Origin of the sequence: Glutamicibacter uratoxydans, assembly GCF_006539925.1 — a bacterium.
Lineage (GTDB): Bacteria > Actinomycetota > Actinomycetes > Actinomycetales > Micrococcaceae > Glutamicibacter > Glutamicibacter uratoxydans.
In genome coordinates this window covers 106,055-123,955 of record NZ_BJNY01000010.1, presented here as the reverse complement: position 1 = coordinate 123,955, position 17,901 = coordinate 106,055, and the positions used below count along the sequence as shown (strand labels likewise).

Sequence of the window (17,901 nt, the reverse complement as noted above, 5' to 3'; positions counted from 1 at the left end):
CGGCGCATCTTGCAGCGAAAGCCGTGCCCGCCCCGCCAGTCTTGGACTGGTGGGGCGGGCACGGCTTTTTGCTGTCGCACAGGCGTTGGGGACTATTCGGCCGCGGCGGCTTCCGGGTCTTCGCCGTTGGCCATGGCCAGCAGCCTGTGGAAGATCGCGGGCCCGTCGTCGGCAATCCCGTCGTGGTGGAAGTCCTCGGTCACCCAGGCCTGAAGGCCGTTGACTTGGCTGGCGGTGCGCAGCGACAACTCCCGGTCGACGTAGACGTCATCGTGGTAGACGGCCGCCGCCACCGGCACGTTGTTCTTCGCCAGCACGTCCAGATCGTAGAGCGGTCCGAAGTGCTCATACTCCGCCAGCACGCGCGCCACGTCCTCCAGCGGGCGCAGGGCGGGGTCTTCGGAGAAATGCCAGCGGAAGATCATCTCGCCGGTGAGCAGCGGGGTGGCCGCCGCAGCGGTGAACTCCGGGAATTCAGGCAGGACTGACTCCGCGGCGAAGTTCGTCGGCGACCCCTGGGCGTAGATGGTTTCATGCATCAGCGCATAGAGCGGGTTCGAGGAGAAGGAGGCCTGGGCCGCCAGCGCGTCCAGGAAGGTGTCCGAGAGCCGGCGCCCGCCGGGGGTGTCGATGAACGCTTCCTCGAAGACGTGGTGCAGCAGGTGCACGCGGGTGTTGCCGCCCAGGTACATGCCCAGCATCTGCACTAGCGGTACGGTGACCGGCTGGCCGGTGGGCAGCACCTCGTCGTCGTTGTGCCGCACGTGCTCGTAGATCTCATGCAGCACCTCGAAGTCCTGCGGGTACCAGGAGAAGTATTCGGCGTTGCGTTCTGCCATGCGCTGGTAGGTGGCGCGGTAGACTTCCTGGGCGTTGGCGTCCAGTGAGGCCAGCCCGCCGGTGACCAAGCAGCGTTCCAGGGACTGCGGGAACAGAGACAGGTAGGTCAGCGTGCAGAACCCGCCGTAGCTCTGCCCGAAGGTGCTCCACTTCTCCACGCCCAGATGCTCGCGCAGCACCTCGGCGTCGCGCACGATCGAATCCGCGCGGAAGTGCGTCAGGTAGCGGGCCTGGGCAGCGTAGTCTCCGCGCAGCGCCAGCGACTGCCGGTTGGCCGGGGTAGACAGGCCGGTGCCGCGTTGGTCAAGCAGCAGCACCCGGAAGTGCTTGACGGCCTCTGCCAGCCATCCGGACAGGGAACCGGGGCGCGGGGACTTGCCGCCGGGGCCGCCCTGCAGGAACAACAGCCAGGGCAGCGAGGAATCGGTGCTGATTTCTCGGGCGAAGATGCTGATCTGCTCGCCATCGGGCTGCGCGTGGTCCAGGGGTACGCTGATGCGGTGCTCGGCCACATCCATGCCGCGGTAGTGGGTCATCGGGTTTCCTCCTGCGCCGCCAGAGCGGTCAAAGCTTGGCCGTCGAGGCGGCGTGTGGTCCATTCATCCAGCGAGCCGGAGCCGATCGCGTCGTAGAACTTGATCGCCGGCTCATTCCAGTCCAGCACCGCCCATTCGAGGCGCTTGTAGCCGCGCTCCACGCAGATTTTCGCGAGCGTGCGCAAAAGCTTGGTGCCGGTGCCTAGGCCGCGCTGGGATTCGCGCACATACAAGTCCTCCAGGTGGATGCCGTGGCGGCCCTCCCAGGTGGAGTAGGTCAGGAACCAAATGGCAGTGCCGACGATGCTGCCGGACTCGTCCTGCGCCACGTGGGCGAAGACCTTGGGATCATCCCCGAACAGGTGGGCGGCGAGGTCTTCGACGGTGGTCAGCACTGCGTCGGGCTCTTTTTCGTAGACCGCCAGCTCGTGGATCAGCTCTAAAATCTGCGGGCAGTCCGCAATTGTTGCTTCGCGCACAATACTCATGTGCTCAAGCTTACCGCCGCAGTGCAGCTAAAACGTCGGTGACCAGTCTTAAGGTTGAATTCATGATGGGTGGACACCACGCCATAAGCGGCGCTGCCGCATGGCTAGCAATTACAACTCCGGTGACAATCGGTTCGATCGATCTCGGCTTCGGGGTCCTGCAGATGGACCGCTGGGAAACCCTGGCCGGAGCCATCGTGTGCGCGGGCGCCGCGCTGCTGCCGGATGCAGACCACCATGGGGCGACGATCGCCCGTTCGCTGCCACCGATTTCAAGCATTTTCGCTCGCGTCATCGGCCAGGTCTCCGGCGGGCACCGCAATGGCACGCACTCGATTATCGGCATCGCCTTTTTCATCCTGCTGGCCTGGCTGGCCAATGGCTGGGATGTGCAGACCGCGGCCCTGGGCACCGTGTATCCCGCGGCCGCCCTCTTTGCGATTCTGCTGATCTCCTTCGCGGTGAAGTCCTTGAAGTTCATGCCGGCCACGCTGTGCTGGATCATCGCGCTGGCTGCCGGTGCCTTCGTGGGAATGAATGCGCCAGCCGAAAACCAGTGGTTCCTGCTGGCAGTGGCCATTGGCGTGATCGTCCACGTGGTCGGAGACATGCTCACTATCGGCGGCTGCAATCTGATCTGGCCGATCAAGATCCGTTCACCGCGCTGGTTCAGGAAGCTTCCGGTGGTCGGGGGAGTGTGGAAGGCCAACGGCCGCGTTGCGCTGCCGATCCTGGCAGAGACCGGCTCGCAGGCCGAATGGATTCTGGCTTCGCTGCTGACCACCTATGTGGGCATCGCGCTGATCGTGGCTTAGTGGAATCCATCGTTTGCATCAGAGCATTTTTACGCGATCCATACTGCGCTCAGTGGAGCATCGCCAGAATCGATGACGAGAAGTGCCTTAACTAACGAGGAGATTGTTTGCCCACGTAGCGGTGGCAGATGATTCCCCAACCACGGTGCGCGATGACATTCGAATGGTCAGCTGTACGGCTTGTACTGAGACAGGACATGTCCCTTTGACGCTTGGTTTGGTCGCTGCGCGTGCCGGGCATGTGAAAGTTTCAGTTGCCAACTTGCCTTTCGCTGGCGGAGCTGAGCCTAATTGGTTCATGCAGATGAACTTCGCAGAACGCATCACATGGCCAGCGCTTCCCTCCGAACTGCGGGCCCAAATTGAGTCAGTGCTCGGTTCTGAAGTGGTCGACAGTCGAAGCCAAACCGGCGGCTTCTCACCGGGCACCGCAGACCGGATTGTGACCGCCGATGGACGAAGAGCCTTCGTTAAAGCGGTGAGCCGGGAGCTGAACGAGGGATCAGCTAACCTTCATGTCCGCGAAGCAAAAATCGCTGCGTCACTGCATTCCTCGCTGCCAGTCCCTCGGTTCATTGGGCATCAAACATGGGAGAACTGGGAAGCCTTGATTTTCTCTGACATCGACGGATGCAGCCCCAAACTTCCCTGGAATCAGAATGAGCTGCTCGCTGTCCTTGATGTTCTCGCGGGCATGACCCGGGAGCCACTGGACGTCGGCGAGATTCAATTGCCGGAATTGTACGAGGACGTGCGCGAAGACTTCCAAGGATTCAGGCGCCTAATGTCTGATGGCTATATTCCGGAAGATCCTTGGGTCGCTGCCAATACGGCGGAGCTGAACGAGTTGGCGCAAAAAGCGGACGAGGCGCTCGCCGGGGACCAGCTGGTCCATTCGGATCTGCGCTCCGACAATTTGCTCATTGACACCAGCGGCGAGATCATCTTGGTCGACTGGCCGTGGGCTACCCGCGGAGCAGCCTGGTACGACGGATTAACTGTCTTGATCGAGGCGAAGATCTTCAATCCGGATTTTGATGCGGACAGGCTCATTGCTTCGCATGAGCTCTTCAACGGTGTCGCCTCCGAGGCAGTCGACGCGGTATTGGCGGGACTTGCCGGATTTTATGTCGATGCCGCACGCCGGCCTCCGATTCCTTCGCTGCCCACCCTGCGCGACTATCACGCGAAACAGGCTTCAGCCACTGTCGCCTGGTTGAAGGGGCGGCTTGATTCTAGATCACGATTGGCATAGTTCACAGGCTATTTTGGATGCCTTGAGTTCACGTTTTCGCCGCGATACACCATGACAAGGCCGACGAGCACCAGCGCGCACTGCAGGGCAGTGAACAGCGTGCCTTCCACCGCGAACACTGCAGACCAGCCGCTGAGCAGGCAGATGAGGCCAACGGTGATGGCCGCGGCGCCGATGACACGCAATGTGATTCCGCTCATGCCGTTACCCTACGACAAAGCCCGCGGCGAAACCACAGTCACATAGCTGTTTGTGGATTCGCCGCGGGCCTGTATTAGCGGGGCTGTCTGCTAATCGAGACGCCCCACCGCGGTCACGGTGACGACAGGTTCGCCGACCTCGTCCGAGTCGTCCAGCGAGATGGTGGCGTTGATGCCCCAGTCGTGGTGCTCCTCGGGATCGGCGAAAATCTGGCGGACCTCCCAGATGCGGCCAGGCTTCTCATTGACGATGAACAGCTTGGGGCTGCGGCCTTCGGGGCCGTCGTCAATGTCGTCGTGCTCGTCGAAGTAGTCGTCCATCGCCTCGGCCCAGGTGTCTGCGTCGAAGCCATTGTGTTCGTCCAGCTCGCCCAGGGCCTTGTCCTGCTCGTCGGCGAAGAGCTTGACGCGGCGGAACATCTCATTGCGGACCATCACGCGGAAGGCGCGCATATTGCTGGTCAGCTTCTCCGGGGCCGGCGGGGTGATCTCCTCGGAGTCATCGTGCAGCTCGCCGCGGGAGAGCTCCTCCCATTCATCGAGCAGCGAGGAGTCGATCTGGCGAATCAGCTCTCCGAGCCACTCGATCAAATCTTCCAGGTCTTCGCGCAGCGCATCCTGCGGAACCGACTGGCGCAGCGCCTTGTAGGCGTCGGTGAGGTAGCGCAGCAGCACGCCCTCGGAGCGGGCCAGCTGGTAGTACTGGACGAAGTCGGAGAAGCCCATGGCTCGTTCGTACATGTCGCGCACCACTGATTTTGGCTGCAGTTCAAAGTCGGCAAGCCACGGAGCGCCCTGCCGGTACTGTTCGAATGCCGCCTCAAGCTTTTCAGCCAGCGGCTGCGGGTAGGTGACCTCTTCCAGCGCCGTCATGCGCGCGTCGTAGTCCAGGCCCTCGGCCTTCATCGCCGCCACCGCCTCGCCGCGGGCCTTCTTCTCCTGGCCGGAGAGCACCTGGCGCGGCTTCTCCAAAGTGGCCTCGATGGTGGAGACCACATCCAGAGCGTAGCTGGCGGAGTCGGGGTCCAGCAGCTCCAGCGCGGCCAGCGCGAAGGGGGAGAGCGGCTGGTTCAGCGCGAAGTTCTGCTGCAGATGCACGGTCAGCTCGTAGTAGTTGCCGTACTCATCCGGTTCATCCCGGCGCACCACCACGCCGGTGGCGATCAGCTCGCGCAGAATGCCGATGGCGCGCAGCTTCAGCTTGCGCTGCGCGGACGGGGTCTCGTGGTTCTCGGTGAGCAGGCGGACAGTTGCCTCAAAGGCGTTGTCCTCGCGCTCCAGCAGGTTCAGCAGCATCGAGTGCGAGACCTGGAAGGAAGACTTCAGCGTCTCCGGCGGTGCCTCGACAATGCGCTCAAAGGTCTTCTCGCCCCAGGTCACGAAGCCCTGAGGTGGCTTCTTTTTGGGGATCTGCTTGAGCTTGGCCGAGCCCTCGCCGTGCTTCTTCAGCGCCTTTTCCATGGCCTTGTGGTTCTCGATCGCATGCTCCGGGGCCTGCACCAGCACGGTGCCGGCGGTGTCGAAGCCTGCACGTCCGGCACGCCCGGCGATCTGGTGGAATTCACGGGCGTTGAGGATGCGGGTGCGGGTGCCGTCGAACTTGGACAGCGCGGTGATGACCACGGTGCGGATCGGCACATTGATGCCCACGCCCAAGGTATCGGTGCCGCAGATGACCTTGAGCAGGCCGGCCTGCGCCAGCTGCTCCACCAGACGGCGGTACTTGGGCAGCATGCCCGCGTGGTGCACGCCGATGCCGTGGCGCACCAGCCGGTTCAGCGTCTTGCCGAATCCGGCGGCGAAGCGGAACCCGCCGATCAGCTCGGCGATGCGGTCCTTCTCCTCGCGGGTCGCCACGTTGATGCTCATCAGCCCGGTGGCGCGGTCGATCGCGTCCAGCTGGGAGAAGTGCACAATGTAGATCGGTACCTGCTGGGTTTTGATCAGTTCCTCCACTGCCTCCTGGACCGGGTCCATGGAGTAGTAGAAGTGCAGCGGGATCGGGCGCTGGGTGTGCGCGACGGTCACCGTGGTCTTGCCGGTGCGCTCCTCAAGCTCCTTCTCGAAGCGGGACACATCGCCCAGGGTGGCGCTCATCAGCAGGAACTGCGCTTGCGGCAGCTCGATCAGCGGGACCTGCCAGGCCCAACCGCGCTGTGGGTCGGCGTAGAAGTGGAACTCGTCCATGATCACGCAGCCCACATCCGCGCGCGAGCCTTCGCGCAGCGCAATGTTCGCCAGGATTTCCGCGGTGCAGCAGATGATCGGCGCATCGGCATTCACCGAGGAGTCGCCGGTGACCATGCCGACGTTTTCAGCGCCGAAGATCTTGCACAAATCGAAGAACTTCTCCGAGACCAGCGCCTTGATCGGCGCGGTGTAGAAGCTGATCTGGTCGCGGGCCATGGCGTAGAAGTGCGCGGCGATCGCCACCAGGGACTTGCCGGATCCGGTGGGGGTGGCAAGAATGACGTTGTTTCCGCTGGCCAGAGCCATGGAAGCCTCGTCCTGTGCGGGATAGAGCTCGATGCCGCGGGTGGTGACCCAGCGGCCGAAAGCCTCGTAGATTTCGTCGTCCGATACGTTTTTCGCGTCTGCAGGCAGATAGTCAGTGAGCAACATGATGTTCTAAGCCTATCCTTTGCGAACTATGACCGGCCCCTAGTTTTGCCCTGAGCATGCGCAATATGCTCTGGGTATGAAGTGGGATCCAGCAAAGTACACCGAATTCGCCGACTACCGGGGCCGGCCCTACCGCGACCTGCTAGAGCAGCTGGGGGAGGCGGACCCGAAGCACGTCGTGGACCTGGGCTGCGGGCCGGGCAATATGACTGCCTTGCTGGCCCGCAAGTGGCCGGCGGCGCAGGTACTGGGGATCGACTCCTCGGAAGCGATGATCGAACGGGCCACGCAGAGCGCCGCGGAGGCGAACCTCAGCTTTGTCCTGGCCGACGCGCTGGACTGGACCCCGCAGGAGGACACCGACCTGCTCTTCTCCAACGCCATGCTCCAATGGATCCCAGGACACCGGGAACTGCTGCGCCGCTGGCTCCAGGCATTGAAGAGCGGCTCCTATGTGGCCATACAGGTCCCCGGGAACTTCTCCGCACCCTCGCACGCGCTGATGCGCCAGCTCGCAGAAAGCCCCAAATGGGCAGCCCAGCTTGAAGGCGTGCTGCGCCATGACGACGTCGTGGGGGAGCCGGGCGAATACCAGCGCCTGCTGCTGGAAGCAGGCTTCCAGGCAAATGTGTGGGAGACGACTTACCAGCAGGTCATGGTCGGCCAAGACCCGATCCTGCAGTGGGTGCGCGGCACCGCCCTGCTGCCCGTCAAGCACGTCCTCGATGCACAGGACTATGCGGAATTTGAAGCAGACTATGCGCGCGAGGTGGCCCAGGCCTACCCGTCCTTCCTCGGCCCGGACGGCACCGAGCTGACCAACTTCCCGTTCCGCCGCATCTTCCTGATCGGCCGGAAGCTGGGATAGGAACAGCCCGCGGGACAGGACTTCATCCTTCCCCGCGGGCTGTGCTGCGAAACGCCGGCGGGCTACCAGCCGCGGGCGCGCCAGTCATCGAGCGAACCGCGCTCGGCGCCCAACGTCGTCGCATCCCCGTGGCCCGGGTAGACCAGCGTGTCATCGCCGAAGCGGTCGAAGATGCGTTCGATCACGTCGTCCAGCAGGGAGTTGAAGCGCTGGGGGCTGTTGCCGGTATTGCCCACGCCTCCCGGGAACAGGCTGTCGCCGCTGAGGATCACATTCTGTTCCGAGGAATCGCGGATGACATAGGCGATGGAGCCCGGAGTGTGTCCGCGCAGGTGGATCGCCTCCACCACCACATCGCCGATCTTCAGCGTGTCGCCGTTGGCCAGCTCATTGCTGATCTTCACCGAGGCCTCGCGGGTGATGCCTGCCGCATCATCGGCCCCCGCATAGGTCGGCACCGGATATTCCTTGGCCGCCTGGGCCAGCGCGCGGACATGGTCCCAATGCTGATGGGTCGTGGCAATGCCGACCAGCTCGGGATTCGGCCCGTCCGCACCCGCCGCGTCGACCAGCTTCTTGATCGCCGAAAAGTTGTCTGCCGCGTCCACCAGCAGCTGCTTGCCGCTGGCTCGTTCGGTCACCAGGTACACGTTGTTGTTCATGCTGGATACGGAGATCCAGCGGATCACAACGTCATCGAGTAGAAGTTCATTCATGTCTTCAGCGTACGGGGAATCACAATGCAGACACGATAGGCTCGAAAGACACGACCACTATATGAAACGGACAGTTGCATGACCGACCTAGATTTCATCACCATTGAGCACAGCTCAGCCGTGGCCCCCTACCAGCAGGTGCGCGAGCAGATCCTCACGGCAATCTCCGACGGGAAGCTCGCTCCGGGAACCAAACTTCCTTCGGTGCGTGCGCTCGCCGGTGCCCTGAACCTCGCGGTGAACACCGTGGCCAAGGTGTACAAGGAGCTTGAACTGCAGGGTGCCGTGGTCACCCGGGGGCGCCATGGCACCGTGGTGCAGGCCGCCGAGGACCGTGCAGAGCAGGAAGTCAGCGACGCGGCGGCGGACCTTGCCCGCATCGCGCAGACCTGGTCCGTGGATGAGGAAACTGCGGTGAAGTACCTGCGCGCCGCATTCAGCTCGCTGCCTCGATAGGGCCTCCACCTGCTAGTTTGGGGTGATGCGAACCCGTCAATACAGCGAAGTCGACGTCTTTTCACCCACCGCCTACCTGGGCAATCCGCTGGCAGTCGTCCACGACGCGCAAGAGCTGAGCGCAGAGCAGATGCAGCGCTTTGCCAAATGGACCAACCTGGCCGAAACCACGTTTCTGCTGCCGCCGACCACCGACGCGGCCGACTACCGGGTGCGGATCTTCTCCGCTTCTCAGGAATTCCCCTTTGCCGGCCACCCTACGCTCGGCTCCGCCTATGCCTGGCTGCAGGCCGGAGGTGTGCCGAAGACCCCTGGAAAAATCGTTCAAGAGTGCGGCGCAGGGCTGGTCGACGTCACCTATCAGGGTCAAGAATTTTCCTTCAAGGCGCCGCCGATCACCCGCTTCGAGCCGCTGGGCGAAGCCAAAATTGCAGAGGTCGCGGCCGCACTGGGGCTGGAGCCGGAGAAGATCTTGGACAGCTCGTGGATTGTCAACGGGCCCGAATGGATCGGCATCAGGCTGGCCAGCGCGGCCGACGTCCTCGCCTTGAGCCCCGACCCGCAGAATCTCGGAGAGTTGTGCCTCGGGGTCATCGGCCCCCACGACGACGGCCATGACACCCAGTTCGAGGTCCGGGCGTTTCTGGGCAACGACCCGGTCTGGGAAGACCCGGTGACAGGAAGCCTGAACGCTGGATTGGCCTACTGGCTGCGCAGTACAGGGGTGGCGGCCGCCGACTATGTTGCGGCCCAAGGCACCGCTATCGGGTATGAAGGCAGGGTCCAGATCCGCTACGCCGCCGACGGCATCTGGGTCGGCGGACACGTTAACCCGTGCGTGGCCGGCCAGGTGAACCTGTAGCCGTCTAGCCTGCCGCCACAGCGGCCGGGGCGGCAGGCTGCGCTGCTGCGGCGCGGCTGGTCAGGAAGGTGCGGATGGCGCCGATCCACACGATGGCGGCGCCGAACAGATGCAGGATCACGACCACCTCTGGAAGCCCGTCGAGGGACTGATAGATGCCGATCGCACCCTGGCCCAGCACCGCAATGACCAGCAGCAAGGACTTCATGGCCAACGCATGGTTGGTGCTGCGCCGGGCGTCCAGCCACAGCCAGATGCCCAAGCCGAGGCATGCCGCGGCGAATAGGCCGTGGATGACCGTCACTGTGGCCCAGTCAAAAGGCATGCGCGGCACGTCGGCCGAATCGCCTGCATGGGGCCCGGAGCCTGTGGCTGCGGTGCCGATTACCAGCAACACAGCGGTGACAACCAGGATTGCCGTGCCCAGGGATTTTTGCCGGCCGGTAGGCGCGGCTGGGGGAGTCTGGCCGATCTGCATCGCCTTATGCCAGGTGATCGTGGCGGCGGTCAGCAGCAGCGACGCGGCGATGAAGTGGCCTGCGACGACGAAGGGGTTCAGCTTGACCCACACGGTGATCCCTCCGATCACCGCGTTGAGCACGACGATCCAGAATTGCAGCCATCCAAGCCTGGTCAGTTCCCGGCCGTGTTCGCGGTTGAGCCTGGCGGCGATGATCAGCCAGCCCACCCCGATGCACAGCGCTACGGTGATCAGCCGGTTGCTGAACTCGATAATGCCGTGGATGCCCATTTCAGCGGTGGGAGCCAGGGTTTCTGGAGTGCAGTACGGCCACTCGGTGCAGCCTAGGCCCGAGCCTGTCACCCGGACCACCGAGCCGCCGACCACCACAAGTATTGCCAGCAAAAGCGAAATCAGTGAGGCGGTTTGCACGGTTTTGAGCTGCGTCGAGAACTTTGAGGCGAGCCAGCTGAACGGTGTGGGCATGGGTCAACGATTCTGTCGGAAATTATCGATTGGCCAGAACCACAGGTTGATCGCGAGCGGCGGCAATTTTTGCGCCACCGGGCTCAGAATTGCCCAGTGCAGGCGCTGCGGCTCCAGCCTCTCAACGCTAGCAGGCGGAAAGCACCTGCGAAAACCCGACCACTTGTTGCTGAAAGCCTGCCGACAGCCAGCTGACAATGATTGCCAGTTTTTGTTCGTAGAATCCCGATTCATGAATTCCGAATCAGTTCCCAGAACGCGGCTCAAGCTGTCCACAAGCTTCAACGTCGTACTTTGCCTCGTCGTGCTGGCGCTCATCTCCTTCGCTTTCAAGGACCAGCTGTACACAGCAATTGACACCACCGTGCAGTCTTCGGCCGTGCTCAGTGCGCTGGCGGTCTTCTGTTCGGAACCGCTGCTGGTTCTTTTGGTGCTCAGCGCTGCGGGAATTGCCGCGTGGTCGTGGTTCAAGGATCGGAGTATTTTCTGGACCATCGCAGCTAGCGGCATGGGAGTGGTCGCAGCCTATGTGGTGAGCACCGTCCTCAAGCTGCTCGTGACCGAGCAGCGCCCCTGCCAAAGCATTCATGTTGCCACCGCTCTGGCCTGCCCTCCGGCGGGGGACTGGTCATGGCCTTCGAACCATTCGGTGATCGCCGGGGCCTTCGCCACCGCCTGCATTCTCGCCCTGCCGAAGCTGCGCTGGTATTTCGCGTCCGCCGCGGCGCTGGTGGCACTGTCCCGGGTCGGCGTCGGTGCACACTACCTGCACGACGCGCTGACAGGTTTGGCGGTGGGCATTCTCGTCGTCGTGATTTCTACCGCCGTGGTGCGTCCACTGCTGGTGAAATACTTGCCTTCCAAGTTCGTGCTTGGAGCGTAGCCCGGCTGCAGCGCCGGCAGATTCCAGGGCGCTGCGGGCGGCTGGCTGCGAAACTCTCAAAGTGCAATGAACGCAACACTCATTCGAAGCAATTTTCGATTATTATGGGTTCGTGGCTATTACTGCAGAGAGCAAAAAGACTGATCTAACTCGTTTGGTCGTTAAGGGCGCACGAGAACACAACCTCAAGAACGTGGACATCGACCTCCCGCGCGATGCGATGATCGTGTTCACGGGACTGTCAGGTTCGGGCAAGTCCTCCCTGGCGTTCGACACCATTTTTGCCGAGGGCCAGCGGCGCTATGTCGAGTCCCTCTCTGCCTATGCGCGCATGTTCCTGGGCCAGGTGGACAAGCCGGACGTGGACTTCATCGAAGGCCTGTCGCCGGCGGTGTCCATCGACCAGAAGTCCACCAGCCGCAACCCGCGCTCCACCGTGGGCACCATCACCGAGGTCTACGACTACATGCGCCTGCTCTGGGCGCGCGTGGGCCACCCGCACTGCCCGATCTGCGGCGAGCCGATCTCCAAGCAGACACCGCAGCAGATCGTTGACCAGCTCATGGAGCTGCCTGAGCGCACCCGCTTCCAGATCCTGGCCCCGGTGGTCCGCGCCCGCAAGGGCGAATTCGTCGACCTGTTCGCCGAGCTGTCGGCCAAGGGCTTCTCCCGTGCCCGCGTGGACGGGCAGACCATCCAGCTGAACGACCCGCCCAAGCTGGCCAAGCAGGTCAAGCACACCATCGAGGTGGTCGTCGACCGCCTAGTGATCAAGGAAGACGTCCGCCAGCGGCTGACCGACTCCATCGAGACCGCCCTGGGCATCGCCGACGGCCGCGTGCTGGCTGACTTCGTGGACCTGGAGGAAGAAGACCCGAAGCGCGTTCGCTCCTTCTCCGAGAACCTCGCCTGCCCCAATGAGCACCCGCTGGCCATCGACGAGATCGAGCCGCGCACCTTCTCCTTCAACAACCCCTTCGGTGCCTGCTCGGCCTGTTCCGGCATCGGCACCAAGCTGGAGGTGGACGAGCATCTGATCGTCCCTGATCCGGAGGCCACCCTGGCCGAGGGCGCGATTGCGCCGTGGTCGCTGGGCAAGGCCACCACCGAATACTGGAACCGGCTGATCGAGGGCCTAGGCAATGAGCTGGGCTTCACCATGGACACCGCGTGGAAGGACCTGCCGGCCTCTGCGCGCCAGGCGATCCTGAACGGCAAGGACCACAAGGTCGTCGTCCAGTACAAGAACCGCTTTGGCCGCGAGCGCAAGTACTCCACCGGCTTCGAAGGCGTGATCTCCTACGTGCACCGCAAGCACGAGGAAACCGAATCCGACCATGCGCGCGACCGCTACGAGCAGTACATGCGCCAGATCCCGTGCCCTACCTGCAACGGCGCCCGCCTGAACCCTGCCTCGCTGTCCGTGCTGGTGGGCGGCAAGTCCATCGCCGAGGTTTCCGCCATGGACCTGCGCAGCGCCGCTGAATTTTTGACCAGCCTGGAACTGAGCGAGCGCGAAGCGAAGATCGCCGTGCAGGTGCTCAAGGAAATCGGCGCCCGCATGAAGTTCTTGCTGGATGTGGGGCTTGAATACCTGACCCTTGAACGCGCGGCCGGCACGCTGTCCGGCGGCGAGGCCCAGCGCATCCGCCTGGCCACCCAGATCGGCTCCGGCCTGGTCGGCGTGCTCTACGTGCTCGACGAGCCGTCCATCGGCCTGCACCAGCGCGACAACCGCCGGCTGATCGACACGCTGCTGCACCTGCGCTCCCTGGGCAACACCTTGATCGTGGTAGAGCACGACGAAGACACCATCGCAGAGGCCGACTGGATCGTGGACATCGGACCGGGCGCCGGCGAACACGGCGGCGAGGTAGTTCACTCCGGCTCCGTGGAAGGCCTGAAGGCCAACACCAAGTCGCTGACCGGCGACTACCTTTCGGGCCGCAAGAAGATCGAGATCCCCGCCAAGCGCCGCAAGGTGGACAAGGACCGCAAGCTCAAGGTCGTCGGCGCCAGCGAGAACAACCTGCAGAACGTCACCGTGGACTTCCCGCTGGGCGTGCTCACCGCGGTGACCGGCGTGTCAGGCTCGGGCAAGTCTACCCTGGTCAACGACATCCTCTACAAGGTGCTGGCCAACAAGCTCAACGGCGCCAAGCAGGTCCCGGGCCGGCACACCCGCGTGCAGGGCTTGGATCACCTGGACAAGGTGGTGCACGTGGACCAGTCGCCGATCGGCCGCACCCCGCGCTCCAACCCCGCCACCTACACCGGCGTGTTCGACAACATCCGCAAGCTCTTCGCTGAGACCAACGAGGCCAAGCTGCGCGGCTACCAGCCGGGCCGCTTCTCCTTCAACGTCAAGGGCGGGCGCTGCGAGTCCTGCTCGGGCGACGGCACGCTGAAGATCGAGATGAACTTCCTGCCCGACGTCTACGTGCCCTGCGAGGTCTGCCATGGTGCGCGCTACAACCGCGAAACCCTGCAGGTGCTCTACAAGGGCAAGAACATCGCCGATGTGCTGAACATGCCGATCAGCGAGGGCGCCGAGTTCTTCAGCGCCTTCACCCCGATTGCCCGCCACCTGAACACCCTGGTGGATGTGGGCCTGGGTTACGTCCGCCTGGGCCAGCCGGCCACCACGCTTTCCGGTGGCGAGGCGCAGCGCGTGAAGCTGGCCGCCGAGCTGCAGAAGCGCTCCAACGGCCGCTCCATCTACGTGCTCGACGAGCCGACCACCGGCCTGCACTTCGAGGACATCCGCAAGCTGCTGCTGGTGCTGCAAGGCCTGGTGGACAAGGGCAACACCGTGCTGACCATCGAGCACAACCTCGACGTGATCAAGTCCGCCGACTGGATCATCGACCTGGGCCCGGAGGGAGGCTCCGGCGGCGGCACGATCATGGCCACCGGCACCCCTGAAAAGGTGGCAAAGGTCGAGGGCTCGCACACCGGAAAGTTCCTGGCCGAAATCCTCTAGCCGCCGGGGTTCATGCGGCGTGCGGCAGGGCCGCAGGGCGCGGGAAATATGTGTTTTCAGTTATGGATTCCTAACCCGCGCCTGCTTCATGGGATGATGTCTAGGTGAAGATGTCGGTTGCAAGCGTGCTTTTTGATCTCGACGGGACCCTTGTGGACCCCGCGGGATCCATCACCTCCGGAATTCGCTATGCCCTGGTGGCCCACGGAATCGCCGATCCCGGCGAGGAGCGCATCGAAGCCCTGGTCGGACCGCCGCTGCAGATCGGCCTGCGGACTGTGGACGGGGTCGACGAGAAGAACATCGACGGCATCATCGACACCTACCGCACCCGCTATGCCGAGGTGGGGATGGCGCAGTCCAAGCTCTACCCGGGAATCCGCCAGCTTCTTGCCGCATTGCGCGGCCGGGGCATCCACGTGGCGGTGACCACCGCCAAGCCCGAGCAGATCGCCCGCGAACTGATCGCCGCCCAAAAGCTTGAGGACTGCCTGGACGCGGTGCACGGAAATTCCAGCGAACACGGCGGCCACGGGTCCAGCAAGGCGCACATCGTCGCCGCGGCCCTGGAGGCCGGCGGGCTGGATCCGGCGCGCAGCGTGGTGGTGGGGGACCGGCACTATGACATCGACGCCGCGAAGGCCAACGCGGTGGCATCCATCGGCGTGGACTGGGGATTCGCGCAGGGCGATGAACTGGACATCGCCGACTACCGGGTGTCCACCACCGCCGGCCTGGCGCAGCTGCTGCTGGGGGCAGAAGCCGCCAAACAGATTAACTTTCATGAACTGATGCAGGAAGGTGCACAGTAGATGAGCCTCTACACCATGACGCGGTCTTCGATCCGCGGCATCATCCACGGCGTATGCCGCGCCGAGGTGACCGGTTTGGAGAACGTGCCCAAGCAGGGCGGGTTTATTGTCGCCTCCAACCACCTCTCGTTCTTTGACTCGCTGATCATCCAGGCGCTGACGCCCCGCGATGTGGCATTCTTCGCCAAGGCCGAATACTTCACCACCCCCGGCATCAAGGGCAAGATCATGAAGTCCTTCTTCGAGTCCGTGGGATCCATCCCGGTGCAGCGCGGCGAACAGGCCGCCTCGGTGGCCGCGCTGGACTCGCTGGTGGAGATCATCGAGGACGGCAGCGGCATCGGCATCTATCCCGAGGGCACCCGCTCGCGCGACGGAAAGCTATACCGCGGCCGCACCGGCGTGGGCTGGCTGGCGCTGACCACCGGCGTTCCGGTGGTTCCCGTCGGGCTGATCGGCACCGAAAAGCTGCAGCCGGCAGGCTCCAAGGGCTTCAAGCCCTCCAAGTTCACCATCCACTACGGAGAACCGCTGTACTTCGACAAGCTCGGGCGCAAGCACCCGCTGCCGCAGCGCCGCCTGGCCACCGACCGCATCGTCGACGCCATCGCGGAACTCTCCGGCCAGGAACGCGTGGACTCCTATAACCAGCTGCCGCCGGACGCGAAATAAGCCATGGCAGATCCAGCCAGCTACCGGCCGAAGACCTCGGACATCCCGACCAAGCCCGGGGTCTACCGCTTCCGCGACGAACATGGCCGGGTCATCTACGTCGGCAAGGCCAAGGTGCTGCGCAACCGGCTGCTGTCCTACTTCGCCAACCCGGAGCGACTCACGCCCAAGACGCGCACCATGGTGTTCACCGCCGCCAGCGTGCAGTGGACGGTGGTCGGCTCCGAGCTTGAGGCGCTGCAGCTGGAGTACACCTGGATCAAGGAGTACACCCCGCGCTTCAACATCGTCTTCCGTGACGACAAGACCTACCCCTACCTCGCGGTGACCATGGACGAGAAGTACCCGCGCGCCCTGGTGATGCGCGGGGACAAGCGCAAAGGCGTGAAGTACTTCGGCCCGTTCTATCCGGCCAAGGCCATCCGCGAAACCCTCGATACGCTGCTGCGCGTCTTTCCCGTGCGCAGCTGCGCCCCCGGCGTCTTCCGCCGCGCCGAAGCCTCCGGCAGGCCTTGCCTGCTGGGCTACATCGACAAATGCGCGGCCCCCTGCGTGGGGCGAATCAGCGAGGAAGACCACCGCCAGCTGGCCGAAGACCTGTGCACCTTCATGTCCGGCGAGGCGACCCGCTTCACCAAGGCGCTGACCGTCAAAATGCAGGAAGCGGTGGCGGAGCTCGAATACGAGCGCGCCGCCCGCTACCGCGACGATATCGCCGCGCTGAACAAAGTGTTCGAACGCAATGCGGTGGTGCTGGCGCAGAACACCGACGCGGACATCTTCGGCATCCACGGCGACGAGCTGGAAGCGGCGGTGCAGGTATTCCACGTGCGCGACGGCCGCATCCGCTCCCAGCGCGGCTGGGTCGTCGAGAAGGTCGAAGACCTGACCGAGCCTGCCTTCGTCGAGCAGCTGCTCACCCAGGTCTATGCCGACCATGCGGACAGGATCCCGCGCGAAATCCTGGTTCCGGCCATGCCCGAGGATCCGGAGGAAGTCGTCACCTGGCTTAGCGAGCTGCGCGGGTCGAAGGTCTCGCTGCGCGTGGCCCAGCGCGGGGACAAGGCGGCGCTGGCCTCCACCGTGGTGGAGAACGCCGAGCAGGCCCTGCGCCTGCACAAGTCAAAGCGGGCCAGCGACATCACCACCCGCTCGCTGGCCATGCAGGAGCTGCAGGATGCGCTGGGCGCCGAGCAGGCGCTGCTGCGCATCGAATGCTACGACGCCTCGCACACCCAGGGCACCAATGTGGTGGCCTCCATGGTGGTCTTCGAGGACGGCCTGCCCAAGAAGAGCGAATACCGCAAGTTCTCCATCACCGGGGAAGCGGCCCGCGACGACACCGCCAGCATGTACGACGTTATCCACCGGCGCTTCAGCCGCTACCTGAAGGAAAAGGTGGACCCTGATGTCTTCGCCGGCGGCGAGGTTGAGGCCGGCACCGCAGAGGTCAAGAAGTTCGCCTATCCGCCCTCGCTGGTGATCGTCGACGGCGGGCCTCCGCAGGTGGCGGCGGCTCAGCAGGCGCTGGATGACCTGGGCATCGACGACATCCCGGTGGTCGGCCTGGCCAAGCGCCTGGAAGAACTGTGGCTGCCCGGGGACCCGTTCCCGCTGATCCTCCCGCGCGCTTCCGCCGCCCTGTACCTGGTGCAGCGGCTGCGCGACGAGGCGCACCGCTTCGCCATCACCTTCCACCGGGCCAAGCGCGGCAAGTCGATGCTCGAATCGGAGCTGGACGCCATCCCGGGGCTGGGCAAGGCCAAGCAGGAGGCCCTGCGCAAGCACTTCGGCTCGATGAAGAATATCCGGGCCGCCGGCGTTCAAGAGCTGATGCAGGTCAGCGGCATCGGCGAAAAGCTGGCCCAGGTCATTGCCGATTCGCTGGAAGGTTCGTCACCAAACGCTGTAAACATGACGACCGGCGAAATTCTAGACTAGCCTTGA

The 17,901-nt window shown here is 63.9% G+C and carries 16 protein-coding genes; 10 read left to right on the top strand and 6 right to left on the bottom strand.

Translation table 11 applies throughout. The annotated features are described in order from the left end of the window. Positions 1 to 92 precede the first annotated feature (92 nt). Complete coding sequence (locus AUR04nite_RS10020) at positions 93 to 1,376, bottom strand: alpha/beta fold hydrolase (RefSeq protein ID WP_141364543.1); 1,284 nt, start codon at positions 1,374 to 1,376, stop codon at positions 93 to 95. Beyond that, positions 1,373 to 1,864, bottom strand: coding sequence for a GNAT family N-acetyltransferase (locus AUR04nite_RS10015; RefSeq protein ID WP_141364541.1), 492 nt, complete (start codon positions 1,862 to 1,864; stop codon positions 1,373 to 1,375). Before AUR04nite_RS10015 ends, AUR04nite_RS10020 begins: the two co-directional genes overlap by 4 nt. A gap of 62 nt (positions 1,865 to 1,926) precedes the next feature. On the opposite strand from AUR04nite_RS10015, the gene AUR04nite_RS10010 reads away from it, so the two are divergent. Beyond that, a complete protein-coding gene (locus tag AUR04nite_RS10010; protein WP_141364539.1) occupies positions 1,927 to 2,679 on the top strand; it encodes a metal-dependent hydrolase in 753 nt (250 codons plus the stop codon). 298 nt (positions 2,680 to 2,977) lie between these two features. After that, positions 2,978 to 3,934, top strand: coding sequence for a phosphotransferase (locus tag AUR04nite_RS10005; protein ID WP_170184167.1), 957 nt, complete (start codon positions 2,978 to 2,980; stop codon positions 3,932 to 3,934). 8 nt (positions 3,935 to 3,942) lie between these two features. Here AUR04nite_RS10005 and AUR04nite_RS10000 read toward each other — a convergent pair whose 3' ends face one another. Together AUR04nite_RS10000 and AUR04nite_RS09995 are read right to left on the bottom strand one after the other, a co-directional pair. Continuing rightward, entirely contained in the window at positions 3,943 to 4,134 is a 192-nt protein-coding gene (locus tag AUR04nite_RS10000; protein ID WP_141364535.1) for a hypothetical protein, read from the bottom strand. Between the two features lie 90 nt (positions 4,135 to 4,224). Further along, positions 4,225 to 6,756, bottom strand: a complete 2,532-nt coding sequence (locus AUR04nite_RS09995; protein ID WP_141364533.1) for a DEAD/DEAH box helicase — start codon at positions 6,754 to 6,756, stop codon at positions 4,225 to 4,227. A gap of 76 nt (positions 6,757 to 6,832) precedes the next feature. Here AUR04nite_RS09995 and AUR04nite_RS09990 point away from each other — a divergent pair, with 76 nt between their 5' ends. Next, a complete protein-coding gene (locus tag AUR04nite_RS09990) occupies positions 6,833 to 7,624 on the top strand; it encodes a trans-aconitate 2-methyltransferase (protein ID WP_141364531.1) in 792 nt (263 codons plus the stop codon). A 62-nt stretch (positions 7,625 to 7,686) separates the two neighbouring features. Here the strand turns inward: AUR04nite_RS09990 and AUR04nite_RS09985 are convergent, their stop codons facing one another. Next, positions 7,687 to 8,340, bottom strand: a complete 654-nt coding sequence (locus AUR04nite_RS09985) for an MBL fold metallo-hydrolase (RefSeq protein ID WP_141364529.1) — start codon at positions 8,338 to 8,340, stop codon at positions 7,687 to 7,689. Between the two features lie 78 nt (positions 8,341 to 8,418). Between AUR04nite_RS09985 and AUR04nite_RS09980 the strand changes: the two genes are divergently transcribed. Together AUR04nite_RS09980 and AUR04nite_RS09975 are read left to right on the top strand one after the other, a co-directional pair. Further along, positions 8,419 to 8,796 (top strand): GntR family transcriptional regulator, encoded by a 378-nt coding sequence (locus AUR04nite_RS09980; RefSeq protein WP_141364527.1) that lies wholly within the window; start codon positions 8,419 to 8,421, stop codon positions 8,794 to 8,796. Positions 8,797 to 8,821: 25 nt separating this feature from the next. Next, the gene (locus tag AUR04nite_RS09975; RefSeq protein WP_141364525.1) at positions 8,822 to 9,658 is read left to right on the top strand and encodes a PhzF family phenazine biosynthesis protein; all 837 of its coding nucleotides are present in this window, start codon (positions 8,822 to 8,824) and stop codon (positions 9,656 to 9,658) included. Positions 9,659 to 9,662: 4 nt separating this feature from the next. Here AUR04nite_RS09975 and AUR04nite_RS09970 read toward each other — a convergent pair whose 3' ends face one another. Next, positions 9,663 to 10,604, bottom strand: a complete 942-nt coding sequence (locus AUR04nite_RS09970; protein WP_141364523.1) for a COX15/CtaA family protein — start codon at positions 10,602 to 10,604, stop codon at positions 9,663 to 9,665. A gap of 232 nt (positions 10,605 to 10,836) precedes the next feature. On the opposite strand from AUR04nite_RS09970, the gene AUR04nite_RS09965 reads away from it, so the two are divergent. The 5 genes from AUR04nite_RS09965 (at position 10,837) to uvrC (ending at position 17,895) form a co-directional block, all read left to right on the top strand. Then, positions 10,837 to 11,487 (top strand): phosphatase PAP2 family protein, encoded by a 651-nt coding sequence (locus tag AUR04nite_RS09965; protein WP_170184166.1) that lies wholly within the window; start codon positions 10,837 to 10,839, stop codon positions 11,485 to 11,487. Positions 11,488 to 11,599: 112 nt separating this feature from the next. Then, on the top strand, positions 11,600 to 14,470 hold the full coding sequence (gene uvrA, locus AUR04nite_RS09960; RefSeq protein WP_174787870.1) for an excinuclease ABC subunit UvrA: 2,871 nt from the start codon (positions 11,600 to 11,602) through the stop codon (positions 14,468 to 14,470). 110 nt (positions 14,471 to 14,580) lie between these two features. Then, the gene (locus AUR04nite_RS09955) at positions 14,581 to 15,282 is read left to right on the top strand and encodes an HAD hydrolase-like protein (protein WP_246055473.1); all 702 of its coding nucleotides are present in this window, start codon (positions 14,581 to 14,583) and stop codon (positions 15,280 to 15,282) included. Next, complete coding sequence (locus AUR04nite_RS09950) at positions 15,283 to 15,954, top strand: lysophospholipid acyltransferase family protein (protein ID WP_141364517.1); 672 nt, start codon at positions 15,283 to 15,285, stop codon at positions 15,952 to 15,954. A 3-nt stretch (positions 15,955 to 15,957) separates the two neighbouring features. Then, on the top strand, positions 15,958 to 17,895 hold the full coding sequence (gene uvrC, locus AUR04nite_RS09945; protein ID WP_174787869.1) for an excinuclease ABC subunit UvrC: 1,938 nt from the start codon (positions 15,958 to 15,960) through the stop codon (positions 17,893 to 17,895). The last annotated feature ends 6 nt before the right edge of the window (positions 17,896 to 17,901 follow it).